24 protein-coding genes are annotated in these 22,981 nt (G+C 71.1%); 13 read left to right on the plus strand and 11 right to left on the minus strand.

Features of this window, described 5'->3' with window-relative positions:
• Positions 1–102: 102 nt before the first annotated feature.
• The gene (pgfA, locus tag Aph01nite_RS04415; protein WP_204039427.1) at positions 103–1,059 is read left to right on the plus strand and encodes a cell envelope lipid trafficking protein PgfA; all 957 of its coding nucleotides are present in this window, start codon (positions 103–105) and stop codon (positions 1,057–1,059) included.
• An 8-nt stretch (positions 1,060–1,067) separates the two neighbouring features.
• Here pgfA and Aph01nite_RS04420 read toward each other — a convergent pair whose 3' ends face one another.
• Positions 1,068–1,445 (minus strand): MerR family transcriptional regulator, encoded by a 378-nt coding sequence (locus Aph01nite_RS04420; RefSeq protein WP_204039428.1) that lies wholly within the window; start codon positions 1,443–1,445, stop codon positions 1,068–1,070.
• A gap of 97 nt (positions 1,446–1,542) precedes the next feature.
• Here Aph01nite_RS04420 and Aph01nite_RS04425 point away from each other — a divergent pair, with 97 nt between their 5' ends.
• Entirely contained in the window at positions 1,543–1,980 is a 438-nt protein-coding gene (locus Aph01nite_RS04425) for a hypothetical protein (protein WP_204039429.1), read from the plus strand.
• Between the two features lie 3 nt (positions 1,981–1,983).
• On the opposite strand, the gene Aph01nite_RS04430 is transcribed toward Aph01nite_RS04425, so the two are convergent.
• Positions 1,984–2,748 (minus strand): SDR family NAD(P)-dependent oxidoreductase, encoded by a 765-nt coding sequence (locus Aph01nite_RS04430; protein WP_204039430.1) that lies wholly within the window; start codon positions 2,746–2,748, stop codon positions 1,984–1,986.
• A gap of 190 nt (positions 2,749–2,938) precedes the next feature.
• Here Aph01nite_RS04430 and Aph01nite_RS04435 point away from each other — a divergent pair, with 190 nt between their 5' ends.
• From Aph01nite_RS04435 to Aph01nite_RS04455, 5 genes are all read left to right on the plus strand, one after another.
• Positions 2,939–3,364 (plus strand): winged helix-turn-helix transcriptional regulator, encoded by a 426-nt coding sequence (locus Aph01nite_RS04435; RefSeq protein WP_204039431.1) that lies wholly within the window; start codon positions 2,939–2,941, stop codon positions 3,362–3,364.
• 260 nt (positions 3,365–3,624) lie between these two features.
• The gene (locus Aph01nite_RS04440) at positions 3,625–4,878 is read left to right on the plus strand and encodes an amino acid ABC transporter substrate-binding protein (RefSeq protein ID WP_204039432.1); all 1,254 of its coding nucleotides are present in this window, start codon (positions 3,625–3,627) and stop codon (positions 4,876–4,878) included.
• Positions 4,879–5,043: 165 nt separating this feature from the next.
• A complete protein-coding gene (locus Aph01nite_RS04445) occupies positions 5,044–5,913 on the plus strand; it encodes a branched-chain amino acid ABC transporter permease (RefSeq protein WP_204039433.1) in 870 nt (289 codons plus the stop codon).
• On the plus strand, positions 5,910–7,820 hold the full coding sequence (locus Aph01nite_RS04450; protein ID WP_204039434.1) for a branched-chain amino acid ABC transporter ATP-binding protein/permease: 1,911 nt from the start codon (positions 5,910–5,912) through the stop codon (positions 7,818–7,820). Before Aph01nite_RS04445 ends, Aph01nite_RS04450 begins: the two co-directional genes overlap by 4 nt.
• Positions 7,813–8,529 carry an ABC transporter ATP-binding protein gene (locus tag Aph01nite_RS04455; RefSeq protein WP_204039435.1) on the plus strand — a complete coding sequence of 239 codons (717 nt, stop codon included), beginning with the start codon at positions 7,813–7,815 and terminating at the stop codon, positions 8,527–8,529. The genes Aph01nite_RS04450 and Aph01nite_RS04455 overlap by 8 nt, the downstream gene beginning before the upstream one ends.
• Before the next feature lie 6 nt (positions 8,530–8,535).
• Here Aph01nite_RS04455 and Aph01nite_RS04460 read toward each other — a convergent pair whose 3' ends face one another.
• Entirely contained in the window at positions 8,536–9,210 is a 675-nt protein-coding gene (locus Aph01nite_RS04460) for a MerR family transcriptional regulator (protein WP_204039436.1), read from the minus strand.
• 77 nt (positions 9,211–9,287) lie between these two features.
• Between Aph01nite_RS04460 and Aph01nite_RS04465 the strand changes: the two genes are divergently transcribed.
• Positions 9,288–10,466, plus strand: coding sequence for an erythromycin esterase family protein (locus tag Aph01nite_RS04465; RefSeq protein ID WP_204039437.1), 1,179 nt, complete (start codon positions 9,288–9,290; stop codon positions 10,464–10,466).
• Between the two features lie 51 nt (positions 10,467–10,517).
• Here Aph01nite_RS04465 and Aph01nite_RS04470 read toward each other — a convergent pair whose 3' ends face one another.
• Positions 10,518–13,826, minus strand: a complete 3,309-nt coding sequence (locus Aph01nite_RS04470; protein WP_204039438.1) for a S8 family peptidase — start codon at positions 13,824–13,826, stop codon at positions 10,518–10,520.
• Positions 13,827–13,897: 71 nt separating this feature from the next.
• Between Aph01nite_RS04470 and Aph01nite_RS04475 the strand changes: the two genes are divergently transcribed.
• Positions 13,898–14,932 carry a TrmB family transcriptional regulator gene (locus Aph01nite_RS04475; protein ID WP_204039439.1) on the plus strand — a complete coding sequence of 345 codons (1,035 nt, stop codon included), beginning with the start codon at positions 13,898–13,900 and terminating at the stop codon, positions 14,930–14,932.
• A gap of 3 nt (positions 14,933–14,935) precedes the next feature.
• Here Aph01nite_RS04475 and Aph01nite_RS04480 read toward each other — a convergent pair whose 3' ends face one another.
• From Aph01nite_RS04480 to Aph01nite_RS42025, 7 genes are all read right to left on the minus strand, one after another.
• Entirely contained in the window at positions 14,936–15,370 is a 435-nt protein-coding gene (locus Aph01nite_RS04480) for a VOC family protein (RefSeq protein WP_239161402.1), read from the minus strand.
• Between the two features lie 106 nt (positions 15,371–15,476).
• The gene (locus tag Aph01nite_RS04485; protein ID WP_204039441.1) at positions 15,477–16,499 is read right to left on the minus strand and encodes an RICIN domain-containing protein; all 1,023 of its coding nucleotides are present in this window, start codon (positions 16,497–16,499) and stop codon (positions 15,477–15,479) included.
• A 9-nt stretch (positions 16,500–16,508) separates the two neighbouring features.
• Complete coding sequence (locus tag Aph01nite_RS04490) at positions 16,509–17,225, minus strand: cellulose binding domain-containing protein (RefSeq protein ID WP_204039442.1); 717 nt, start codon at positions 17,223–17,225, stop codon at positions 16,509–16,511.
• A 119-nt stretch (positions 17,226–17,344) separates the two neighbouring features.
• The gene (locus Aph01nite_RS04495; RefSeq protein ID WP_204039443.1) at positions 17,345–17,734 is read right to left on the minus strand and encodes a MerR family transcriptional regulator; all 390 of its coding nucleotides are present in this window, start codon (positions 17,732–17,734) and stop codon (positions 17,345–17,347) included.
• A gap of 200 nt (positions 17,735–17,934) precedes the next feature.
• A complete protein-coding gene (locus Aph01nite_RS04500) occupies positions 17,935–18,516 on the minus strand; it encodes an NAD-dependent epimerase/dehydratase family protein (protein ID WP_204039444.1) in 582 nt (193 codons plus the stop codon).
• A 151-nt stretch (positions 18,517–18,667) separates the two neighbouring features.
• The gene (locus Aph01nite_RS04505; RefSeq protein ID WP_204039445.1) at positions 18,668–19,330 is read right to left on the minus strand and encodes a class I SAM-dependent methyltransferase; all 663 of its coding nucleotides are present in this window, start codon (positions 19,328–19,330) and stop codon (positions 18,668–18,670) included.
• Positions 19,327–20,262: a LysR family transcriptional regulator gene (locus Aph01nite_RS42025; protein WP_204039446.1), complete on the minus strand. Its 936-nt coding sequence runs from the start codon at positions 20,260–20,262 to the stop codon at positions 19,327–19,329. The genes Aph01nite_RS04505 and Aph01nite_RS42025 overlap by 4 nt, the downstream gene beginning before the upstream one ends.
• A gap of 151 nt (positions 20,263–20,413) precedes the next feature.
• On the opposite strand from Aph01nite_RS42025, the gene Aph01nite_RS04515 reads away from it, so the two are divergent.
• From Aph01nite_RS04515 to Aph01nite_RS04530, 4 genes are all read left to right on the plus strand, one after another.
• Positions 20,414–21,124: a sensor histidine kinase gene (locus tag Aph01nite_RS04515; RefSeq protein WP_204039447.1), complete on the plus strand. Its 711-nt coding sequence runs from the start codon at positions 20,414–20,416 to the stop codon at positions 21,122–21,124.
• 152 nt (positions 21,125–21,276) lie between these two features.
• Positions 21,277–21,984 (plus strand): SDR family NAD(P)-dependent oxidoreductase, encoded by a 708-nt coding sequence (locus Aph01nite_RS04520; RefSeq protein WP_204039448.1) that lies wholly within the window; start codon positions 21,277–21,279, stop codon positions 21,982–21,984.
• A gap of 4 nt (positions 21,985–21,988) precedes the next feature.
• Complete coding sequence (locus Aph01nite_RS04525) at positions 21,989–22,684, plus strand: YbfB/YjiJ family MFS transporter (protein WP_204039449.1); 696 nt, start codon at positions 21,989–21,991, stop codon at positions 22,682–22,684.
• The gene (locus Aph01nite_RS04530) at positions 22,671–22,979 is read left to right on the plus strand and encodes a YybH family protein (protein WP_204039450.1); all 309 of its coding nucleotides are present in this window, start codon (positions 22,671–22,673) and stop codon (positions 22,977–22,979) included. Before Aph01nite_RS04525 ends, Aph01nite_RS04530 begins: the two co-directional genes overlap by 14 nt.
• The last annotated feature ends 2 nt before the right edge of the window (positions 22,980–22,981 follow it).

A 22,981-nucleotide genomic window follows, 5' to 3' on the forward strand; every position in this document is an offset into this window, starting at 1 on the left:
ATGTTTCGGTTACTTTTCGGTATCCCCAGTGACGCAGGTCACATCAGGCTCTACCATGACGCGAAACAGGAACCTGTTTCATGGTTCGGTCATGGAGGAGCGATGCGCCGCAGGCTCGGAATCCCCCTCATCGCACTCGGGGCCTTTCTCGTCGTCCTCGCGCCACTGGTCCGCTATCCCGTCGCCGACCGCCTGGTCCAGGCGCCCGGCGACCAGTACGGCATCACCAAACTGGCCGCCGAGAACGCCACCTACTTCAGCGTCGGCGACCTGAAGGTCCTCACCGGGAACCTGGACATCACCGTCACCACGCGCGGCGACGTCTCGCAGGCGACCGGCGACCGCGTCGTCTGGGACCAGTTCACCGCCGTCGACGACATCACCAACAACAAGCAGGGCATCTCCCTCTCCGAGTTCCGCAGCGCCTTCAACAAGTACAACGGCGTCGGCGTGAACTGCTGCAACGCCAACATCGACAAGGTGCCGGTGACCCTGGAGGGGCAGATCTACCTGTTCCCGTTCGGGGTGGAGAAGAAGACGTACAAGGTCTTCAACTCCAGCACCAAGAAGGCGTACGACGCGGTGTTCGTCGGCGAGGACACGATCGGCGGGCTCCCGGTCTACAAGTTCGAGCAGAAGGTCCCCCCGACCGTCGTCGACACGCTGGACGCGCCCGCCTCCCTGTTCGGCATGCCGGAGACCGGCAACGTCAAGGTCGACCGGGTGTACGACGGTGTCGTGACGTACTGGGTGGAGCCCACCACCGGCGCCCCCGTGAACCAGCAGCAGCAGCGGCACGAGGTCCTGAAGACGGCCGACGGCGTGGAGCGCATGCCGGCCTTCATCGCCACCGCGAAGTTCACCCCGGCCACCGTGGACGCGCAGGTCGCCACCGTACGGGCGAGCGCCGACCAGGTCCGGCTGATCAGGACCACCATCCCGCTGGCGTCGCTCGTCCTCGGCGTGGTGGTGCTCGCCTTCGGTGTGCTGCTGACCCGCGCACGCCGTCCCGAGGTGGAACAGGTTCCCGACGAGGCCGCACCGGAGGAATCGGAGTAGAACGCGTTTCATCGGAGCAGGGCCTGGCCGAACCGGCAGTGACCGGTTCGGCAGCCCTCCAGGCTCTCCACGGCCGCCCGCCGGGCTTCGGCCAGCTCGGCGAGCTTGGCATCGATGCGCTCCACCACCGCTTCCAGCCGCCAGCGTTCGCTCTCGCAGGTCGCCCCGCCCGCGTCGTGCGCGGCCAGCGCGTCCACCACCTCGTCCAGGGTGAAGCCCAGCTCCTGGAGACCTTTGGCGAAGCGGATGCGCTCCACCGCCGCGGCGTCGAAGACGCGGTACCCCGACGGCCTGCGCTCGGCGGCGGGCAGAACCCCGCGCCGCTCGTAGAAGCGCACCGTGTCCACGCTGACGCCCGCCTCCGCGGCGACCTGCCCGATCTTCACGCGACTTCACCTCTTGACTCTGGAGTATGGTCCAGACTCTAGGGTCGGGACGACGGCCTCACAAGACGCCGCCGCCCCGACGAGAGAGAGTCCCGGCATGGACATCCCGCCCGCCTCCACCCCGATCGTCTGCGACATGACCACCGCCCCCGACACCCCCCAGGAGCGCCTGGACGAGTACGGCCACCTCTTCGGCCGCCACCTCGTCAGCCGGGAGAGGACCCCCCAGGGCATCCGCTTCCGCCTGCGCGCCGAACCCGGCGTCGAGGACCAGGTCCGGGACCTGGCCGCCCGCGAGAAGGCCTGCTGCGCCTTCTTCGCCTTCGACGTCACCACCGAGGGCGACCAGGTGATCTGGGACTGCGCGGTCAGCGACAACGACGCGGCCCGAGCCCTCCTCGAGGAGTACTACCTCCTCCCCGACACCGCCTCCCAAACCCCCGCCGAACTCGAAGCACGCCTGGCCACCAAGGGCCTCCACTTCCGCACCGAACCCGGCGGAACCATCCACCAGGTGGTACACCAGCCGTCCTGACCGTCAGGCGGCGGTCATGCCGCCGTCGATGGCCAGTGCGGCTCCGGTGATGAATTTGGCCTCGTCGCTCAGCAGGAACGCGGCCAAAGCGGCGACCTCCTCCGGCTGGGCGATCCGCCCGACCGGGTGCATCGCCTCGGCCGCGCGCAGGGACTCCTCCGGCGTCGGCCCCATGTTGGCCCGCAGCAGCGGGGTGTCCACACCGCCGGTGATCAGGGCGTTGACCCGTACGCCGGCCGCGGCCGTTTCGAGCGCGGCCGAGCGGGTGAGCCCGACCACGCCGTGTTTGGCGGCGCTGTAGGCGGCCATCGTCGCCTGCCCGGTGACGGCGGCGACGGACGCGTTGTTCACGATCGCGCCGCCGCCGCTCGCCCGGAGGGCGGGAATCTGGTGCTTGAGGCCGTAGAAGACGCTGCTGAGGTTGAGCGCCAGCTCGGCATTCCAGGCGTCGCCGTCCACGCCGGTCACCGCGCCGACCGCGGTGGCGGCGCCGACGTTGTTGAACACGCCGTCGAGCCGGCCGTACCGGCTCACCGCCTGCCGGACCAGTTCGGCCACCTCGGCTTCCACGGTCACATCGGCGGGAACGAACGTGGCCTCGCCTCCGGCGGCGCGCAGCCGGGCCACCAGCGCGTCGCCGGCCTCCTTGCCCCGGGCGGCCAGGACGACCTTCGCGCCCTCGGCCGCGACCCTCTCGGCGGCGGCCCGGCCCATGCCGGAGGTGGCGCCGGTGATCAGGATGACCTTCTCTGCGAAACGTGCGGACATGACTACTCCTTAATCAGACGAGCGCCGCATCCACGGCAACTCCTAGATGGTTCCTGTTGGATACCTGCTACGAGAACCAAACTTCGCACCGATGCGGCGGGCGCGGAAGAGAGCACTTCAACGTGCTCAGGTATCACCGGGGGAACCGTTACGGCAGGTAGAGACTGGTATCCCTCGTATACTGCGGGGCATGGCGCACCCCATCGCAGACGTCGAGGACACCGCATTCGAGGCGTGCGACGAGGGGCGCGCTCTGGTCCGGGACGTGCTCGAACGGGTCGGCGACAAGTGGTCGGTGGTCGTCATCTGCCAGCTGGCCGACACCACCCGGCGCTTCAACGAGCTGCGCCGGATGAGCGAGCCCATCACCCAGCGCATGCTCAGCGCGACCCTGCGCGGGCTGGAACGGGACGGCCTGGTGACCAGGACGGTGCACGACACCAAGCCCCCGCGGGTCGACTACGCGCTGACCCCGCGCGGGTTCAGCCTCCTTGAGGTCGTCCGCGCCCTGGCCGGATGGGCGGAGGCCAACGCCGCTGGAATCGTGCACGCGCGGACCGCCTTCGACGCCCGCGGCCTGGGGGCAAGCGATCTTCGCCGGGGTCCGGCCGCGTAGTCGTACCAGCCGGAGCTGCGGCTGCTTTGACCGTTTGACGGACAGTGGTCCGCTTGGCGGAATTGTTTCCGGCTTGAGTCTTGACATTACTCATGCGTGAGCGCAGATTGTGATCTGCGCAACGTCCGTCTAACGGACGATTGTCCGCCGCAAGAGGCCTCGGCTTCCGGAGGCTGCCCTGCCGACGACCGCCGGCGCCTGGACCGGGCCGTCCCGAGCCGTCCCGAGGTCCGCACCCCCCAACGAAAGGTCATATCGAGATGCGCAGGCGCTCCTTATCTGTCATCGGCGCCGTCCTGGCGCTCGGCGTCGCGGCCGCGGGATGCGGCAGCGGCTCGGGCTCCGGCGAGAGCGGCGACAAGCCCATCGTGGTCGGCTCCACTCTCTCCCTGACCGGCGCGTTCGCCGCGACCGGCCAGATCCACAAGATCGCCGGTGAGACGTTCGTGGACCGGCTCAACGCGAACGGCGGCCTGCTGGGCCGCAAGGTCGAGTGGAAGGTCGTCGACGACCAGTCCGACCAGGCCAAGGTCAGCCAGCTCTACGAGCGCCTGATCAGCCAGGACCGGGTCGACCTCATCATCGGCCCGTACGCGACGCCGAACATCCTGTCGGCGATGGCCGTCGCCCAGCGGCACTCGTACGTGATGCCCCAGCACACCGCCGTGCTCGCCCCGCAGCTGACCTACGAGTGCCAGTTCCCGGCCTGGTCGATCAGCCCCACCCCGAACAGCTTCATCCCCAACCAGCTGTTCGACGCGATGGCCTCGCTGCCCACCCCGCCCAAGCGCATCGCGGTGCTGACCAGCCAGAGCGGATCGGCCGCCTTCGTCTCCGACGGCTTCGCCGACGACAAGGCCGGCGTGCTGAGCATCGCCAAGGAGCGCGGCCTGGAGGTCGTGGCCGACGTGCACTACCCGCCGACCACCACCGACTGGGCGCCCATCGCCACCCAGGTCCGCGACGCCGACCCCGACCTGGTCATCAACAACGGGCTCGGCGTGGACGCGGCCAACATCCTGCAGGCGATGGCCCAGCTCAACTACCGGCCGAAGCAGATGTTCGGGCTGTTCCCCGCCCCCGGGCCGCTGCTGGCGCTCGGCGACGCGTCCGAGGGCATGCTGTCGGTCTCGATGTTCGAGCCGAACAAGCCGACGCTCGACAAGCTCGGCCCCGAGGCCACCGAGATCACCGCCGAGTTCACCAAGCGCGCGACGGCGGCGAAGCTGCCGTACACGGTCTTCGAGACGCAGGCCGCGGCCTCCTGGAACGCCTGGGAGATCCTCACCGGCGCGGTCACGGCCAGCGGCGGGACGGACCAGCGGAAGATGTGCGACACGCTCCACCAGAAGGGCGCCGACACGACCTTCAGCGGGCACCTGACCTTCGACCCGAAGGTGCACAACTTCTGGCCCACCACGCAGACCCTCAAGCAGATCCAGGACGGCGACTGGGTCACGGTGTGGCCGGCCGACCGGGCCGCCGCGCCGCTGCGGGGCCCCAGCAGCTCCTGACCACCACCCCGCAGACTGCCGCCGGGTACGCGGTCCCCACCACCGCGTACCCGGCGGCCACGGCATTCACGGCATTCACGGCATTCACGGCATTCACGGCATTCACGGCTTTCCACGAAAGGCCGCGCACCCGCGGCGACGATCCGACCCGAGGCGACCCCCCGTATGAACGTAATCCAGGCCATTCTCACCGGAGCGCTGATCGGTGGCCTGTACGCCCTCATGGCCACCGGCCTCTCGGTGATCTGGGGCGTACTGCGCATCATCAACCTGGCCCATTTCGGGCTGATCCTGATCGGCGCGTACCTGACCTTCCAGGTGGCCACCTCCTGGCATCTCGACCCGATCCTGACGCTGGTGATCAGCGTGCCGGCCATGTTCGTCGCCGGCGCCGCGATCCAGTGGCTGTTCGACCGGCTGCGGCTCACCGAGTTCAACTCGCTGCTGGTCAGCTTCGGGCTGCTGATCATCATCATCCAGGTGACGAGCAACATCTGGACCGCTGACTTCCAGCGCATGTCCGCCGACGTCAACCCGTACGCCACGCTGTCGGTGGCGGTCGGCAGGCTGGTCTTCCCGGTCACCACGCTGGTCGCCTTCGGGCTGGCCGCGCTGGTGGTGCTGGGGGCCCATCTGGTGCTGCGCCGTACGTTCGCGGGGCGGGCGATGCGGGCGATCGCGCAGGACCGGGCGGTGGCCGGAGCGTTCGGGGTCGACCATCGGCGGCTCAGCGTGCTGCTCGGCGGGGTGGTCGGGGCCACGGCCGCCCTGGCCGGCATGGTCTTCGCCCTCTCGAACGCGCTGACCCCCGAGACCGCGTTCGAGTGGTTCGGCACCGTCTTCGCGGTGGTCATCCTCGGCGGGATCGGCGAGGTGGTGGGCACGTTCGCGGCCGGGGTCCTGGTCGGCGTGCTGTCCGGCGTGGTCTCCGCGGTGTGGTCGCCGGCGACCGCGCCGTTCGTGCTGTTCTCGGCGATCATCCTGGCGCTGCTGGTACGCCCGCAGGGCCTGTTCGCGGTGGGAGGAGCCCGATGATCCGCCGAGGTGGCGCCGGGCTGCTGGCGGCGTTCCTGGTGCTGGCCGCGGTCGGCGCGTTCAGCGACCAGCTCGGCCTGCCGTCCTTCTATCTCATCCTGCTCGGCTCGATCTGCTTCTGGATCGCGCAGGCGACCAGCTGGAACATCCTGTCCGGCTACAGCGGCTACTTCAGCTTCGGCCAGGCCGCGTACGTCGGCGTCGGCGCGTACACGACGGCCGTGCTGACCGGGCGGCACGGCGTCGACTTCTTCCTGACCGTCCCGCTCGCCGCCCTCCTGTGCGGACTGCTGGCGCTCGGCGTGGGCGCGGTCGCGTTCCGGCTGGGCTCGCTGCGCGGCGAGATCTTCGCCCTGCTGACCCTGGCCGTGCCGTTCATCCTCGCCGCGTTCGCCCGCATCAACGCGTCGATCGACGGCGGGCAGGGCAACACCGTCCCGATCCCGGAGGCGGCGGACTCCTTCGGCTCGCCGCAGCAGTTCCAGTACCTGCTCGCCCTGGCCGTCGCGGCCGTCGCGGTCGCCGTCGCGTACGGCATCCAGCACGGCCGGACCGGCTCCGCGCTCGCGGCCATCCGTGACGCGGAGGACGTGGCCGAGGTGCTGGGCGTGGCAACCTTCCGCTACAAGATGCTGGCGATGCTGATCAGCGGCGTGCTCGGCGGGGTGGCCGGCAGCGTGTTCGCGCTGCAGATCGGCTTCGTCACCGTGGAGAGCGTCTTCAACCTGACCATCCCGCTGTTCGTCATCGTGATGGCGGTGCTGGGCGGCCGTACCCACTGGCTCGGCCCGGTGATCGGCGCGGTGCTCATCGTCACCCTCCAGGACCGGCTCTCCACCTACGGCCTGGACGCCTGGAACTCGATCATCCTCGGCGCCGTGCTCGCGGTGCTGGTCGCGTTCTCCCCGGACGGCCTGTACGCCCGGCTGCGGGCCCGCCCGCTGATCGCCCTGGGAACTCTGGTCGTGGTCACCGGAGTGCTCGGCGTGCTCAACGTCTGGGGCGAGACGCTCGACTGGCTGGTCGCCGGGATGCTCGCGGCCAGCCTGCTGGCGATCGTCCTGGGTTCGCGGCGGACCACCGCGGCCCCTCGGGCCGAAGCGGACGAACCCGCCGTCGAGGACGAACCGGAGGTCGTGGTCTCCGAGCCCGGGGAGCGCGTCGCCGTCGAACCCGGCAAGGTGCTCATCGAGTGCCGCCAGGTGGCCCGCTACTTCGGCGGCGTGCACGCGCTGGAGGACGTCACGCTGGACATCCGCGAGGGCGAGCTGGTGGGCCTGGTCGGCCCGAACGGATCGGGCAAGACGACCCTGGTCAACCTGCTCTCCGGCGCGTTCCGCCCCACCCGCGGGGAGCTCCGTGTCGACGGGCGGGACATCACCCGGCTGGCCCCGCACCAGATCGCCCACGTCGGAATGGCCCGCACCTACCAGATCCCCCGGCCGTTCGACTCGATGACGGTACGCGACAACGTGGCCATGGCCATCATGTTCGGCCGGGAGCCGCTGCCGCTCAGGCAGGCCAGGCCCATCGCCGAACGGCATCTCGCCACGGTCGCGCTGGACCACCTGGCGGACGCGTACCCGGCGAGCCTCAACCTGCATCAGCGGCAGCTGCTGGAGATGGCCCGCGCGATCGCCTCCAGCCCGAAGGTGCTGCTGCTGGACGAGGCGCTGGCCGGGCTCAACCCGGCCGAGGTCGACAACGCGGTCCGGGTGGTCCGCCGGATCCACGAGAGCGGCATCACCATCGTCATCGTCGAACACCTGCTCCGGGTCCTCAACCAGCTGGCCACCCGGCTGGTCGTGCTCGACCGCGGCAGCTGCCTGGCCGACGGCGACCCGCGGACCGTGCTCAACGACCCCGACGTCATCCGTGTCTACCTGGGGAGACAAGCCCATGTCTGAGCCGCTGCTGCAGGTCAGGGATCTCGACGTGCGCTACGGCGACGCGCAGGCGCTGTGGGACGTGGCGATCGAGGTCCACGAGGGAGAGACGGTCTGCGTGGTCGGCCCCAACGGAGCCGGCAAGTCCACCCTGGTCAACGCCATCGCCGGGATCCACCCGGCGCACCGGGGCCGGATCGGCGTGGGCGGCGCCGACATCACCCGGCTGCGCGGCCACCGGATCTGCGAGCACGGCGTGGCGGTGGTGCCCGAGGGGCGGCGGATCTTCCCCAAGATGACGGTGCTGGACAACCTGGTGCTGGGCGCGTACCGCAAGAGCGCCCGGCGGCAGCACCGGGCGACCCTGGCCGACGTCTACGAGATCTTCCCCCGGCTGTCCGAACGCGCCGGGCAGCTGGCCGGCAGCCTCAGCGGCGGCGAGCAGCAGATGGTGGCGATCGGCCGGGCCCTGATGGCCCAGCCCCGGCTGCTGCTGCTCGACGAGCCCTCGCTCGGGCTGGCCCCCGTCCGGGTGGACGAGGTGTACGACGCGATCGAGCGGATCAACGAGCGCGGGGTGAGCGTGGTCGTGGTGGAGCAGGACGTGCAGCGGGCGCTCGCCGTCGCCGGCCGGGCGTACCTGCTGGGGGAGGGGCGGGTGGTGCTCTCCGGCCCGGCCGCCACGCTCCGCGACAGCGAGGAGGTCCGCCGCAGCGTCCTCGGCCTGTGAGAAAAGCTATTCCAGGTAGGTGTCGAGCGCTGCCGCGCCCGCGAGCAGCGCCCGGCCCCGCGCCGTCAGCCGGTCCCGCCACTCCCGCAGCGTCGCCTGCAGCGGCTCCGGCCCGCCCGCCGCCCGCACCTGGTCCAGCACCCGCGCGATCTGCTCCAGCCCGTGCCCGCCCCGCCGCAGCTGGTGGGCGAGCAGTACGTCGCGGACGTCGGCGGGGGTGTAGACGCGGTAGCCGGTCTGCGGGTCGCGCTGGGGCTCGATCAGTTTGGCCTGCTCCCATTTGCGCAGCGTGGCGGGCCGGATGCCGAGCCTGCGCGCCAGCGGCCCGATGAACGTCACGCCGCGCTCCAGCTCACGCGGCGGGGCCAGGTCGCCCAGCGCCCGCGTCACGGCCTCCAGCGTGCTCCGGTCGCCGGCCAGCTGCGTGTGGCTCTCGTCGACCAGCCGCAGCGCCTCCTCCACCGCGCCGCCGTTCACGGCCCGCATGATCGCTCCCGCGGTGGCGTGGCCGTGGGCGGGGATCAACGTCAGGAACGTCCGCAACGCCGCCGCGTGGCGTGGGGCGTAGACGCGGTAGCCGTGCGGCGTACGCTCGGCCGGTGGCAGGATGCCCGCCTCCTCGTAGTTGCGCACCGCCTGCGTGGACAGGCCGTGCTCACGCGCCAGATCGACAGGCCGCATGTTGAAGGTACGCCCCCATAAGTCATGACAAACGACGCCAAAGTTTACACAGAAGGTTCAACGATACAGTTGAAGGAATGACGGACTCGAACCAGAGTGTCCCCTTCACCGGCGACGCCCTCACCGCGCTCCTGCCCCCGGGCATCCGCCTGCTCGGCCTCGGCGAGCCCACCCACGGCGTCGAAGCCTTCCTCGACCTGCGCAACGAACTCTTCCGCCACCTCGCCGAACACGAGGGCTACCGCTCGATCGCCATCGAGAGCGACTGCCTCGCGGCCGTGCACGCGGACGCGTACGTCACCGGCGGCGCCGGAACCCTCGACGACGCGATGAGCCGGGGCTTCAGCCACGGCCTCGGCGAGTCCGACGCCAACCGCGAACTCCTGCGCTGGATGCGCGCCCACAACGAGGAGCGCCCGCCGCACGAGCGGCTCCGCTTCTACGGCGCGGACGGCCCTCTGGAGATCACCGGCCCCGCCGCTCCCCGCCCGGCCCTGACCGCGCCGCACGACTATCTCGCCGCCCACCTCGACCTGCCCTGGAGCCGCGAGACCCTCGACGACCTGCTCGGCCCCGACGAGCGCTGGACCAGCCCGGCCGCCCTCATGGATCCCAGCCAGTCCATCGGCCGCGGCCCCGAAGCCCGGGAACTACGCCTGATCGCCGACGACCTGCGCGCGCTCCTAGCCGGGCACGCCCCCCACCTGACGGCCGCCACCTCCGCCGACGCCTGGTGGCACGCCGACCTGCACGCCCGTACGGCAGCGGAGCTGCTGCGCTACCACGCCGGCATGGCCGACCCCACGCCCGCCCGCCTCGGTGCGCTCATGTGCCTGCGCGACGTCATGATGGCGGGCAACCTCGACGCCATCGTCCGCCGCGAGGCCCGGCGCGGCCCCACCCTCGTCTTCGCCCACAACCGCCACCTGCAGCGCGACGAGAGCCGCTGGCAGTTCGCCGGCCAGTCCCTCCGGTGGTGGAGCGCGGGCGCCATCGCCGGCACCCACCTCGGCGACCGGTACGCCTTCGCCGCCATGACGTTCGGCTCCCGCGGCTCCGACGTCCCCCGCCCCGGCACCCTCGAAGGCTTCCTGTCGGCCTCGCCCCATGACCGCGCCGTCATCGACCCCGGCCGCCTCGCCGCCGGCCTCGACCGCGAGCTGACGCTCCGCGTCCCGGCCGACCACACGTACTTCTCCCTCGACCCGGAGACCATCGGCCAGGTCGACGCGATCGTCTTCGTCAGGGACATCTGAGCATGACGGAACCCCCGCCGCTCCTCTCGGGCGCGGCGGGGGTTCCGGGGTTCACTTGATCTCGTACGCCCTGATCACGGTCTCGGTGAAGGCGTTACCGCCGGTGTCGGCGACCTTGACGCGCAACGAGGCGAACCGTCCCCGCGCACCGGCCGGGTGCTTGGTCTCGGCGGACCAGGCGTTCTTGCCCGAGGGGTGCACCTGCGCGTGCGTCCAGGTGCGGCCGTCGTCGTAGGAGATCTCCACGGTGAGCGTGCTCACCCTCAGGTCGGGGACGCCGTCCTGGCGCTGGAGCCGCAGCGGGATGCGCATCCGGCCGACGGAGGCGCGGTTGCGGTCGTCCAGCTCCGGGTCGATCTTGACGGCCAGCAGGGGCAGCACCTGCCGCTTGCCCGCCTCGGGCGTCTTGGACCGGAACTTCCACTCGGCGCTGACCCGGGTGGAGAACCTGGTCATGGCCGGGGCCCGGTCGGCGGTCATGGTGATCCGGTAGTCGCTCTCCCTCTTCTCCGCGGGCACCTCGATGGTGCCGGGCAGGTAGTAGTCGGCCGTGAAGAGCTCCTTGCCGTCACGGTAGAGCGTGGCCCGCGGGTTCTGGTAGTCGCCGTAGGAGTAGCGCTCGGGCACGGCGTCCTCGAAGAGGGCGGTGTTGAACTGCAGCGTGTTCTCCTCACGCCAGGAGTTGTTCCCGGGGACCAGCGCGGCCGAGAAGACGCCGCTGTTCCAGCGGTCGGAGGTCTTCTGGCCGGCGCGGTGCACGGTGGTCTCGCCGAAGAAGAACTGGTCGATGTTGTCCCAGGCGTCGAGCGCCTTGTACTGGATGAACGACGGGTACCAGCCGGTGTCGCCGGGCGTGTAGTACTCGGTCCGGTGGAAGGGCAGCGGGAACATGGCCACCGAGCCGTACGGCATCCACGCCAGGTGCTTGCCGTACAGGGCGGGCAGGGCGAAACGCTCGCCGTGCTTGCCGTCCTGCTGGGCGGCGTACGTGGCGGCGACCTCGGCCAGGTCGCGGTTGCGCGGGCGGTAACCGGGGTCGGCGGGGATGCCCGGCTCGGCCTTCATCAGGTGGTAGAAGTACGGACTGGCGTCGTAGCCGCCGTCGCCCTTCGGCTTGGCCCACTGGGTCCACCGGTAGTAGGCGAACTGCTTGCTCGCCGTGCGGTTCGACGGGATGGCCTTGACGTCGTCGATGCGCGCGATGTCCGAGGGCAGGTCGACGTCCACGCCGAGCGGCTGCCTGCCGTCGATGAGCTGGAGCATGCCGAGCATGCCGAAGGCCAGCCGGGCCGTCGGCTCCGCCGCACGCACGTCCACGGGCTTGGCCGCGCGCGCGTCGGCGGTGATGACGCGGTCGGCGTTGAGCGTGAACTCGGGGTCGGCGGCCATCACCAGGGTGCCGTCGTGGTCGAGCATGAGGGTGACGACCGTGTAGCGGTGGCCCTTCAGCAGCCTGAGATCCAGGGCGCCGCTGAAGATGTCGTAGTTGGTCTGCTCGTAGGCGTCGCGGTCGATCACTCCGGCGAACGCGGCCTGGGCGGGCTTGCCGTCCGAGCCGGTGAAGCGCAGCTTGACCGCGTGCTTCTCCGGCTCGACCCGCATGCCGACGCCGGTGCGCACGGAGACGTCCCCGCCGGTGGCGATGACCGTGCCGCTGTACATGCCGATCGGGGCGGACTCCGCGGTCACCTCGACCTGGGCGGTGCCGTGCGCGGGCACCTCCACCGTGGTGGCGCTGAGCTTGAACGGCGCGACCGTCTCGCCCTTGCCGTCCCTGGCCGTCACGCGCAGGTCCAGGCGGACGGCGGCGTCCCCGGCGTTGCGGTAGGTGAGGGTGCGCTTGCCGGGCGTCGCGGGCGGCTCGATCTCGCCCAGGGTCAGCGCCGTCGGCTCGGCCGTGACCTGCTGGGTGACGGCGCGGGCGACGTCCACGCGGCCGGAGCCCTGGACGTAGGCGCCCAGCTCGTCGCCCGGCGCGGTGGAGGCCATCAGCGCGGCCTTGATCTGGTCCGCCTTCCAGTCGGGGTGCAGCCCGGCGACGATCGCCGCGGCTCCCGTGACGTGCGGGGTGGCCATGGACGTGCCGCTCATCGCCGTGTACGAGTCGTTCACGGGGAACCCGGCGGACGTCCCGGCGGCCCTGGCGGCGACGACGTCCACGCCGGGCGCGATCAGGTCGGGCTTGACAGCGGCGTCGCCGGCGCGCGGGCCGGTGCTGCTGAAGTCGGCGACCGTGTCGGCGTTGCGGAAGCTCGCGCCGACCGAGAGCGCGCGGTCGGCGCTGCTGGGCGAGCCGAGCGTCTGGGGGCCGTCGTTGCCTGACGCGACGACGAACAGCGTGCCGTACCGCTCGGAGAGGGAGTTGACGGCCTGTTCCATCGGGTCGTCGCCGGGCACGTCGGGGCTGCCGAGGCTGAGGTTGGCGACCCGGGCGCCGTTCTCCGCCGCCCAGGTCATGGCCTCGATGACGGCCGAGTCCGGGCAGTTGCCGCTCTGCTCGCACACCTTGCCGATCAGCAGCTTCGCGCCCGGCGCGACGCCCTTGTGGGTGCCGCCCGAGGCCGCGCCGGATCCGGCGATCGTGGCGGCGACGTGGGTGCCGTGGCCGTGCAGGTCGCGGACGTCGGGCTCGGAGGTGAAGTTCGCGGTCTTGACGACCAGGCCCCGCAGGTCGGGGTGGTCGGCGTCGTAGCCGGTGTCGAGCACCGCGACGGGGACGTCCTTGCCGGTGTGGCCGGCCGCCCAGGCGGCGGGCGCGCCGATGTGCGGGACGCTGACGTCGAGGGAGAGCCTGGCCTTGCCGTCCAGCCAGATCTTCTCGGGCGCGGCGGCGGCTCGGGCCTGCGCGGTCAGGGACTTCCAGAGCGTGCCCGCGGCGGTTCGCGGTTCGCTCTGCGCCATACCGTTGATCGCGGTCAGCGGGCGCCCGCCCGCGACGCGCAGCGTCGCCGTACCGGCCGGGTACGTGACGATCAGCGGCAGCGCGGGGCTGGCGGCGTCGTCGTAGCCGAGTTCGGCGAGCCGGGTGACGTTGAACAGCCGGGGGTCGAGGCGGCCCTCGGCCAGGAGGGGCATCGCGTCCACGGGGACGACGCTGATCCCGTCCTCGGACCGGCGGTGCAGGAAGGTGATCTTCTCCCGGCCGGGGGCCGGCTTGACGTCGAACTGGGTCTGCCCGCTGGGGAGCCGGCGAAGGCTGACCTTGTCCCCGGTGAGGAGGGTGATCGTCTGAGGCGGTACGGCCTGCCCGGTGGGGGAGGTCGAGGCCGTGGGGGTGGGGGTGGGGTTCGCTTGGGCGGGCGCGGCGGCCGCTAGCAGCGCCGATACCACAACGCCGGCCAGGGCGGTTCTCTGTAGCACGACGATTTCTAACTGCGTGTGAACTTTGGGGACAAGGGTGCGTATGTGGCCTATTGCGGCAGCCGCCCTAAATGGCCAAGATCGTGGGCATGCTTGATGACGGCCCGGCGCTGGAAGTCCTGGGCATCAGCGCGTTCGACGAGCGTGTCTACCGCGCGGTGCTGGCCTCGCCCGGCATCACGGTGCAGGAGCTCGTGATGCGGAGCGGGGAGAGCTCGGGCCGCATCCAGTCCTCGCTGAGCAGGCTCCGCGCCAAGGGCATGGTCAACCGCCTGTGGGGCAGGTCGCCCCGCTGGACCGCGACAAGCCCGGGGACCGCGATCCGCTCCCTGGTCCGCGGCCTGCAGAGCGAACTGGACCGGATCACCGAGACGGCCGACGCGATGGAGGCCGCGTTCCGCACGGTCGGCCAGGATCCCGATGAGGTCGGCCAGTTCGAGGTCCTGGCGGGGCCCGAGGAACTCGCCCGCTGGTATCTCCGGGTGCAGCAGGAGGCCAGGGACGAGGTGCTCACCTTCGACCGGCCGCCGTACGTGCTGGACTACCGGAACCCGCTGCAGAGCGACCGGCTGCGCGACGGGGTGCGCTACCGGACCATCTACGCGCCGGAGGCGTTCCAGCACGAGGGCGCGCTGGACGAGCTGGACAACATGCTCAAGGTGGGCGAGGAGGCGCGGGTCCTGCCCGGGCTGCCGTTCAAGATGGTGCTGGTCGACCAGCGGGTGGCGATCATGCCGCTGCACCTGCATCCGCCGCTGAGCCGCAGCGTGCTGATCCGGGGGTCCACCATGGTGGTGGCCCTGGTCGAGCTGTTCGAGCGCATGTGGCGGGAGGCGGTGCCGATGTATCCGCGGGCCCCGTCCCTCGACCGGGCGCCCGAGCCGGCCGGCGTACGGGGCGAGGAACCGGAGTGGGCGGACCTCGACCTGGACGATCGGCGGCTGCTGGCGCTGCTCGCGGCCGGGCTCAAGGACGACGCCATCGCCCGCCAGTTCGGCACCAGCCCGCGCAGCCTCCGCCGCCGGCTGCGCCACCTCTTCGACGAGCTGAACGCCGAGACCCGCTTCCAGGCGGGCGTCCAGGCCAACCGGCGGGGCCTGGTGTGAGGGTCAGCGGCCCGGCAGGCGGGTGGTGACCTCCTGGAGGAACCAGGCGTTGCCGTCCGGGTCGCCGAAGGTCGCGAACGAGCCGTAGCTGGCACGGTCCGGAGCCGGGCCGGGGACGCGCGCCTCGTCGCCGGCGTGGTGGAAGATCCCGCCCGCGTCGTGGAAGACCTCGCTGACCGCCGCGCCCCGGCTCACCAGTTCGGCACGGGCCGCCTCGATGTCGTTCACCACCAGGTACAGGCCCTGCGCCGAGCCCGGTTCGGCCGCGGTGACGCCCTTGCCGAAGATGACGGAACACCCCGAACCGGGCGGCGTCACCTGGATCACGCGGAAGTCCCCGGAGCCGAAGTCGGCGTCCTCGCGCCAGCCCAGCGCCGTGTAGAAGTCCTTGGCGCGGTCCACGTCGGTGACCGGCAGCACGACCACCTCAAGCCTCATGTCCACCGTTTCGGCCCCTTTCCCCCTGAGACCGATCTTGACATCCGGGCTGGTCCCGGCCGCCGTCGAAGCGCACAAAGAAGCGCCATTCTTTGCCCAAGCCGGGTCAGGTTGTCACGAACTGGACCAGCCGCCAGAGCTGGTTGGTCTGCCCGGACCCCAGGCAGAGCCAGATCTGCGCCTTCGTCCCGTCCTGCAGTCCGCCGCCGGTGTTGTCCACGTCCAGGCAGGTGCGGTCGTACGCGTGGCTGTGGTCCTCCCACACCTGGAAGACCATGCTGGCCCCGTTCAGGTCGATCGGATTCAGGTACCACCCGCCCGTGTAGTAGTCGCAGGGGCGCTGGCGGACGCGGGCGCCGTTCCGGAAGTTCTGGGCGTGGTCGAGGCACAGGCCGCTGTGCCGCGCCCGCAGGCCGTACCGCGCGGGCAGGTCGTAGTCCAGGCGGGGCAGGGAGTCCAGTTCCAGGGTGAACTGCTGGTTGTCCTGGTCCGGGCCCAGGCAGGTCCACTGCTGCGCCGGCGCTCCGGACACGTCGTCGCCGCCGGAGTCGTCGACGTCGAGGCACTTGCCGGAGTGCCCGGCGCGGAACGTGGTCCTGCCGCCGATCGGGGAGACGGCCCAGTCGTCGGCGTAGGAACAGGGCTCCTGGACCGCGTACGTCCGCGTGCCGTTCAGCGACAGGCACAGGCCGCTGTGACCGTTGCGGAGCTTGTACGTGACGTCGTCCCACCGGTCGAAGTACCAGTACATGCGGGCGGCGTTGGCACAGCTCTCCTGGGCGATGCGGGTCCCGACGGCCGTCGAGGAGCCGGGCACCGACAGGCACCGGTTGTCGCCTATGGTGAGCTTCACCGAGTTCGTGACCGGAGCGGGCCGGAACTGCATCGTGGACGGCACCACGGGCGGCACCTGGCCGCAGTGCTCGACCGTGACCGTCGTGCCGTCCGACGCGGCCCTGACGCAGAGCGGATCGCTCAGGTACGCGCTGATCACGATCTTCGCCGGGAGGGCCTGGGTGGCCGCCTGGGCGCCGGGCCCGAGCCCGACCACCAGGCCGCAGGTCAGGGACAGCAGGGACAGCCTGGCGACGAGCCGACGCCATCGGCGCAGGTGACTCCTGTGACGCATGGGCACTCCCTAGTCGGACGGGTCGACGATGACCGCCTCCATGGCGTAGGCGGGCTTGCCGCCGCGCTGGATGATCGGGATGAACACCGGCCGGCTGGTGTCGGCGCCGTCCGGCCGGGTGAGGGTGATCGTCTGGGGGGTGTTCCAGAGCACCGGGTGGTTCGTGAAGGTGAGCGTGCGCGGCGTGAGGACGACCTCGGGATCGGTGTCGCCGCCGCCCACCTCGACGGTGATGGCCGAGACGGGCCGCTGGGTGAGCCTGACGTTGAAGGACATCGTGCCGCCTTCGGGGAGCCGCCCCCGGGACATGCTCGCCAGCAGGTACGGCTGGGGCGTGTACGTGACCGGCTGGCCGTTGAAGACGATCACGCCTGGGGGCACGTTGATCAGGCCCGGGTCGTCGACCTGGACGGCGACGCCGAGCGTGGCGCCCGCGGGGACCGCGCCGTTGAACGGCCGGTTCGACAGCACCACGTGCCGGCCGGTCTGGGTGTAGTCGGCGTGGAAGGCGGCGGCGACCTCCTGCCCTTCGGCGAGGTCGAACTCGATCGTCCAGCCGCTCACGGCTTCGCCGGGGGTGACCGCGAGCTGCGCCTGGAAGCCCTCCCCCCAGCTGGTGGTCAGGCCGTACGCGGCGGTGGTCGCGGCGGCGTCGGCCGGGCCGGGCACCGTGAGCATCACGCTCGCGCCCAGGATCGTCGCGACCAGCGTCCTTCTGATCTTCATCGAGGGGGCTCCCCGGGAAGTGGCCTGCCGGAAGCATGCCATCGGTGCTCACCCGGGGACAGAGCGTCGCCGTCAGGGCGGACACGACCTGGAACGGCCGCGCGGCCCGCGTGAAAGGTTCACCCGGCCTCCGCCGGCGTGTCGGCCAGAGTGTCCTCCCAGGCGTGCAGATAGGTCTTGATCGCCTGCCGGTTGCGCTGGAGCACCTCGATGCGTCGTTCGATGCTGCTGAGCTGACGCCGCAGTCCGTCCAGATCCTTCGCCACCGGGCACTGCTTGGGCGTGCCCTCCTTCGCGGCCTCGAGGCAGGGCAGGACCTCGCGGATCATCTCCGTCGTCAGGCCGGCTTCGAGGAGTTCGCGAATCTGCAGCACACGGTCGATGGCGGGTTCGCCGTAGGTGCGGTATCCGTTGGCGCTCCGGAACGGGTGCAGGATGCCGACCTCTTCGTAGTAGCGGAGCAGGCGCGGCGCGACACCGGTCTTCTCGGCCAGGTCCCCGATCTTCACATGACCCTCCTCAACTGGGCAGACGTGCGGCCGGCACGCATTCGCCGCCGACCGCTCGACCTTCACATTAATGGAAACGTTTAGCTTCTTCACGTCCAAGTCCTGCCGGCGAACGTGAGATCAAGAGATGACGGGTTCCAGAACGAAAGCGTGGACCGCGGACCGGATGGCCGGGCTGACCGGGATCCGCTGGCCCGAGGTCAGTCGGTGATGACGACGACGCCCGACGGCTCGTCCAGGAGCTCCACCGTGCGTGCGGCGGCACGGTCGATCTGGACGCGGGGCTCGGACGGGATCCGGTCCTCGTAGAAGGTGCCGGGCCCGTAGAACTGCCCGTAGCTCAGCACGACGCCGCCCTCCGCGAGGACGGAGCGTTCCAGCTCGGCGACGGCCGCCGCGCCGGTCCCCGTGGGCAGCTGCCAGGCGACCGTCTGGGCCAGGATCTTCGGCGATCCGCTCCGCCGGGCCGCGTCGATCAGATTCCGGTTGCCCTCGGTCCGGATGCGGGCGTTCGACTCCGTGTACTCACCGAGCTCCGCCGCGTCGTCGGGCAGGTCGGTCAGCTCGTTCAGGATGACGTCCGGCCGGAAGTCGCACACTGCCCGGATCACGGCTTCCCGGTCGAAGACGTCACACAGGATCGGCTCGGCGCCGAGCCGGGCCAGCGACTCCGTCTTGCCGGGCGAGCGCGTCATGCCCCCGACGACGTGCCCCGCCCGGACCAGCAGGGGAATCAGCCGCTGTCCGATCACGCCGGACGCGCCGGCGAGGAATACCCTCATGATCACTCCAAGTCTCAGGTACGACGCGGCGGGACTCGCTCGCCAGTGCGGCCGACACGCTGCGAGGACAGCGAGCTGAGCAGGATCTTGAGTGATCCGCAACCCACCGAGATGATACGGCCGGCCGCTCGGATCACCCGAGAGGCGGCCGTCACGCCGGAGGACGTGCTCGCGGCCCCTCGCCGGCCGGGCGCGGCCGGCGTTCGAAGAGGGCGATCGCGAAGGGGCGGCGCTCGTCCATCAGCACGTGCTCGCTCTCGGACGTCAGCAGGGAGTCGGCGGCGAAATGACGGTGCAGGCGGCCTGATTCCGGCCACGGGTGGGCGACCGCGAGCAGGCCGCCCGGCGTGAGCAGGCCGCGGATGCGGCTCGACACCTCCCGCAGCTGGGCCGAGTCGCCCAGGTAGTAGAGCATCTCGGTGCAGATCACGAGATCGAACGAGCCGCTGGGAAGCTGGCGGCGGATGTCCAACCGGGCGAACCGGGCCGGGGACGCCTTGCGGGCCGAGGCCGCGCGGATGGCGTGGGCGGAGATGTCCACGCCGGTCGTCTCGGCACGGGGAAAGCTGGTGGCCACCAGGTCGGTGAACGTCCCCTCGCTGCACCCCACGTCGAGGATTCGCCGGTAGTCCCGTTCCGGCAGTCGGCCGAGGGTCGCGACGTGCCGCTCCCGCTCGTACGGATCGGTGGTGTAACGCCAGGGGTCGGGGCGGCGGTGCCGCCAGTCGAAGTATCCGCCCAGCATGCCCGGCAGCGGAACACGGGACATCAGACCGAAAAACGCGCGATGGAGGGTGTCGCCCGTCCTGCTCATCCGACTCCTTGGCTACAGGATGGTCTGAAGGGGTCGCCGGAGGGCAGCCAGGCCGTGGCGGAATTCAGGCCGAGGTCGCCGACGTCGCGGGTGAGGGCTTCGACGGTGGCGCGGACGGCCTCGCAGGTTTCGTCGTGGCGGGAGACGAGAGCCCAGGTCCAGTACGGGGCCCGGTCGGACACCGGGCGCTGGCGGAGGTCGGGGGGCACCGGGGTGGTGAGGCCCTTGGGGGAGTTGATCACGGGGCGGCGGAGGCGGCGCACGTGGTCGAAGAAGGCGCGGCCGGTGATGCCGCCGTCGTCGATGCGTACGGCGCGGGCGCCGGTGTCGCGGGCGTACGACTCGGCGTAACAGTTCCACGAGTGCCAGCTGGCGGTGTCGGAGTCGACCAGGATGACGGTCTCCCCGGCCCGTACGGCGGAGGTGTCGGCGCCCGTGGAGACGGTGCAGAGCTGCTGCGCGCCGAGCAGGCGGGCGTCGAGGCCCCGGCTTTTCAGATCGCCGGCCTGCACCCAGCAGACGGCCAGGTCGAGGCTGCCGTCGGCGACCCGGGCGGCCTGGTTGTGCGACGGCATCACCCACTCGTCGACGTGGACCTGCGCGACCCCGGACACGCGGGCGTCCAGGTCGGGCGGCAGCCAATGCACGTAGCCGAGCCGGACCGGCTCCGCGGCGGACAGGCCGGCCGCGGACCTGCGCAGCTCCTCGGCCTGCGCCAGCAGCGCCCGGGCCGGGTCGAGCAGGGCCCGCCCGGAGGGGGTCAGCGCCACCGAGCGGCGGTCCCGATCGAACAGACGCACGCCAAGCGTGCGTTCCAGCGCCTTGATCTGCTGGGAGAGCGAGGGGCCCGCGATGCGCAGTCGAGCCGCGGCGCGACCGAAGTGCAGCTCCTCGGCCACCGCCACGAAATAACGCAGCTGGCGCAGCTCCACCCTCCCAGCGTAGCCCTGTGGGAGCCTGCGCCTACCAGCAGGGAGGTAACCGGTCGTGGCGGGACGGAGCCGCGCTGACGCACGATGGGTCCATGAGAACGCGACCCACTCTCCGTACGGGATCGGCACGTCATCGGGCCTCTCCGATCGCATGACGGTGGATCCTGCTCGTCCGGACCGGTCCGCCGAGAGGGATCTGGCCGAACGCCGGTTCGCCGCCGCCGCGGCCCACGAACTGCGTACGCCCCTCGCCGGGCTCAGGGCCGAACTGGAGGAGGCCCGGATGCACCCGGGGGAGACGGACCTGCCGCTGCTCCTGGACGCGGCGCTCCGCAACGTCGCCCGTCTCGAAGCCCTCGCCGCCGACCTGCTCCTGCTCACCGAGCTCACCGAACGCACCTGCGTACGGCACCGCCCGGTCGACCTGGCCGCGGTGGCCCGCGCGCACACCGACGGCGAACCGGGGCCGGGCCCGGACATCCGGCTGAGCGCCGGGGCCCCGATCGTGGTGCACGCGGTGCCCACGCTCCTGGACCGGCTGGTGGCCAACCTGCTGGACAACGCCCGCCGGTACGCCCTGCGGTCGATCCAGGTCGAGGTCGTCAGGAACGGAACCACGGCCGAACTGATCGTCACCGACGACGGGCCCGGCATTCCCGCCCTGGACCGTGAACGGATCTTCGAGCGCTTCTTCCGGCTCGACGACGCCCGCTGCCGCCGCCGCGGCGGCACCGGCCTCGGCCTGTCCGTCGCCCGCGACATCGCCCACGCGCACAACGGCACCCTGCACGTGGAGGACACGGCGTCCGGCGCGGGAGCGCGTTTCGTGCTCCGCCTGCCCGCCGCCGCTCCCCGGTCATAAGCCGCGCGAGGACCACGCGGGCAAACCCTGCGGCAACTCACATCAAAGCCACGCTGGCCGCGCCCTGACCGCCGCGCCGATGACCAGAAAGTAAGTGGCGAGCGTTCGCTTGCCGCCGTACGTCCCGAACAGCAAGGAAAGAGAAATAATCCATGAGTAACCCGAAAGTCGCCGTGATCACGGGCGCCTCCCAGGGCATCGGCGCGGGGCTGGTGACGGCTTACCGCGAGCTCGGCTACGCGGTCGTCGGGACCGCCCGGTCGATCGCCCCTTCCGACGACCCCATGGTGCGGACGATCGCGGGCGACATCGCCGCCCCCGGCGTCGGCGCGCGGGTCATCGCCGAGGCGATGGAGGCGTTCGGCCGCGTCGACACGTTGATCAACAACGCCGGCGTCTTCGTGGCCAAGCCGTTCACCGAGTACACCGTCGCGGACTACGACCTGGTGACGGGGGTCAACCTGAACGGATTCTTCGAGATCTCGCAGCGCGCCGCCGAGATCATGCTCACCCAGGGCGGCGGGCACATCGTCTCTGTCACGACAGCCCTGGTCGACCACGCCAACTCCAGCGTGCCGTCCGCGCTCGCGGCCCTGACCAAGGGCGGCCTCAACGCGGCCACCAAGTCCCTGGCCATCGAGTACGCCTCCCGCGGCATCCGGGTCAACGCCGTCGCGCCCGGCATCATCCGCACCCCGATGCACGCCCCGGAGACCCACGAGTTCCTCGCCGGCCTGCACCCCGTCGGCCGCCTGGGCGAGATCTCCGACATCGTCGGCGCGATCGTCTACCTGGAGACGGCCCCGTTCGTCACCGGCGAGATCCTGCACGTCGACGGCGGCCAGTCCGCGGGCCACTGAGCCCATGGTGAGCTCCGTACGGGCACGCGACGCGCACCGGGGCGGGCGGGTCCGGGGTGACCGGCCCTGGCGGATCGTGGGACAGGGCGCGGCGGCCCTCGCCGCCGGCATGTTCGTCGCGCTGCTGGTCTCTTACACCCTCGAAGGCGCCGGATACATCATCGCCGGCACGTTCCTGGTCGCCGCGGTCGGTCAGAGCACGCCCGGCTGGGCCGGCAGCGGCGCCTGGATCCTGGCGGGGCTCGCCGCTCTGCCTTCGACCGCCCTGTGGGCCCGGCTCAGCCGCACCCGGTCCCGGCCGGCTCTGCTGCGAGCCGCGCTCGCCGTGCAGGCCGTCGGCATCGCGCTGCCGGCCCTGACCGGCGGGGTCTGGGCCGCCCTGGTCTCGGCCGCCCTCTTCGGCGCGACGTTCCTCGGCGTCGCCACCCTCACCCTGGGCATCGGTGCCGGCCTCCGCGTCCCGCGTTCGGTGGCGATCCTCACCACCGGCTACAGCGCCGGCCAGATCATCGGCCCGGTCATCGTGACCCCGCTCCTGCCCCACGGGTACGCTCCGGCGCTGCTCGTCGGTGCCGCCTTGGTCGTCCTGGCAGCCGCCGTGGCTTCCACCACAAACGAGAGAAACACCAATGACCAGCACAGAAACCCATATTCTCCGGACCGTTCTGAACCGGTGGAAAGCTGGGGTGGGCGCCCATGAGCCGGACCGGGTCGCGTCGTACTTCACGGACGACGCGATCTTCCAGGGCCTGCACCCGTACGGCGTCGGCCCCGGCGGCGTCGCCGAGTACTACGCGGCGCAGCCGATCGGCCTGACCGCCGCCTACACGATCCTGGAAACCAGGAGACTGGCCGGCGACCTCGTCCTCGGCTACTCGCGGGTGGAGTTCACCTTCCCCGACCGGCCGGGCGTCACCGTCTACCTCTGCGTCATCCTGCGGCGGACCGGCGAGGACTGGCTGATCGCCCACTACCAGGTGTCGCGGCTCACCTGAGC

Source organism: Acrocarpospora phusangensis (assembly GCF_016862995.1).
In the GTDB taxonomy this organism is placed as follows: domain Bacteria; phylum Actinomycetota; class Actinomycetes; order Streptosporangiales; family Streptosporangiaceae; genus Acrocarpospora; species Acrocarpospora phusangensis.

Excerpts from the sequence above, each read along its gene's own strand:
- pgfA (WP_204039427.1), top strand. The coding sequence starts at position 103 with ATGCGCCGCAGGCTCGGAATCCCCCTCATCGCACTCGGGGCCTTTCTC.
- Aph01nite_RS04425 (WP_204039429.1), top strand. The coding sequence starts at position 1,543 with ATGGACATCCCGCCCGCCTCCACCCCGATCGTCTGCGACATGACCACC.
- Aph01nite_RS04430 (WP_204039430.1), bottom strand. The coding sequence starts at position 2,748 with ATGTCCGCACGTTTCGCAGAGAAGGTCATCCTGATCACCGGCGCCACC.
- Aph01nite_RS04435 (WP_204039431.1), top strand. The coding sequence starts at position 2,939 with ATGGCGCACCCCATCGCAGACGTCGAGGACACCGCATTCGAGGCGTGC.
- Aph01nite_RS04440 (WP_204039432.1), top strand. The coding sequence starts at position 3,625 with ATGCGCAGGCGCTCCTTATCTGTCATCGGCGCCGTCCTGGCGCTCGGC.
- Aph01nite_RS04445 (WP_204039433.1), top strand. The coding sequence starts at position 5,044 with ATGAACGTAATCCAGGCCATTCTCACCGGAGCGCTGATCGGTGGCCTG.
- Aph01nite_RS04450 (WP_204039434.1), top strand. The coding sequence starts at position 5,910 with ATGATCCGCCGAGGTGGCGCCGGGCTGCTGGCGGCGTTCCTGGTGCTG.
- Aph01nite_RS04455 (WP_204039435.1), top strand. The coding sequence starts at position 7,813 with ATGTCTGAGCCGCTGCTGCAGGTCAGGGATCTCGACGTGCGCTACGGC.
- Aph01nite_RS04460 (WP_204039436.1), bottom strand. The coding sequence starts at position 9,210 with ATGCGGCCTGTCGATCTGGCGCGTGAGCACGGCCTGTCCACGCAGGCG.
- Aph01nite_RS04465 (WP_204039437.1), top strand. The coding sequence starts at position 9,288 with ATGACGGACTCGAACCAGAGTGTCCCCTTCACCGGCGACGCCCTCACC.
- Aph01nite_RS04475 (WP_204039439.1), top strand. The coding sequence starts at position 13,898 with ATGGCCAAGATCGTGGGCATGCTTGATGACGGCCCGGCGCTGGAAGTC.
- Aph01nite_RS04480 (WP_239161402.1), bottom strand. The coding sequence starts at position 15,370 with ATGAGGCTTGAGGTGGTCGTGCTGCCGGTCACCGACGTGGACCGCGCC.
- Aph01nite_RS04485 (WP_204039441.1), bottom strand. The coding sequence starts at position 16,499 with ATGCGTCACAGGAGTCACCTGCGCCGATGGCGTCGGCTCGTCGCCAGG.
- Aph01nite_RS04490 (WP_204039442.1), bottom strand. The coding sequence starts at position 17,225 with ATGAAGATCAGAAGGACGCTGGTCGCGACGATCCTGGGCGCGAGCGTG.
- Aph01nite_RS04500 (WP_204039444.1), bottom strand. The coding sequence starts at position 18,516 with ATGAGGGTATTCCTCGCCGGCGCGTCCGGCGTGATCGGACAGCGGCTG.
- Aph01nite_RS04505 (WP_204039445.1), bottom strand. The coding sequence starts at position 19,330 with ATGAGCAGGACGGGCGACACCCTCCATCGCGCGTTTTTCGGTCTGATG.
- Aph01nite_RS04515 (WP_204039447.1), top strand. The coding sequence starts at position 20,414 with ATGACGGTGGATCCTGCTCGTCCGGACCGGTCCGCCGAGAGGGATCTG.
- Aph01nite_RS04520 (WP_204039448.1), top strand. The coding sequence starts at position 21,277 with ATGAGTAACCCGAAAGTCGCCGTGATCACGGGCGCCTCCCAGGGCATC.
- Aph01nite_RS04525 (WP_204039449.1), top strand. The coding sequence starts at position 21,989 with ATGGTGAGCTCCGTACGGGCACGCGACGCGCACCGGGGCGGGCGGGTC.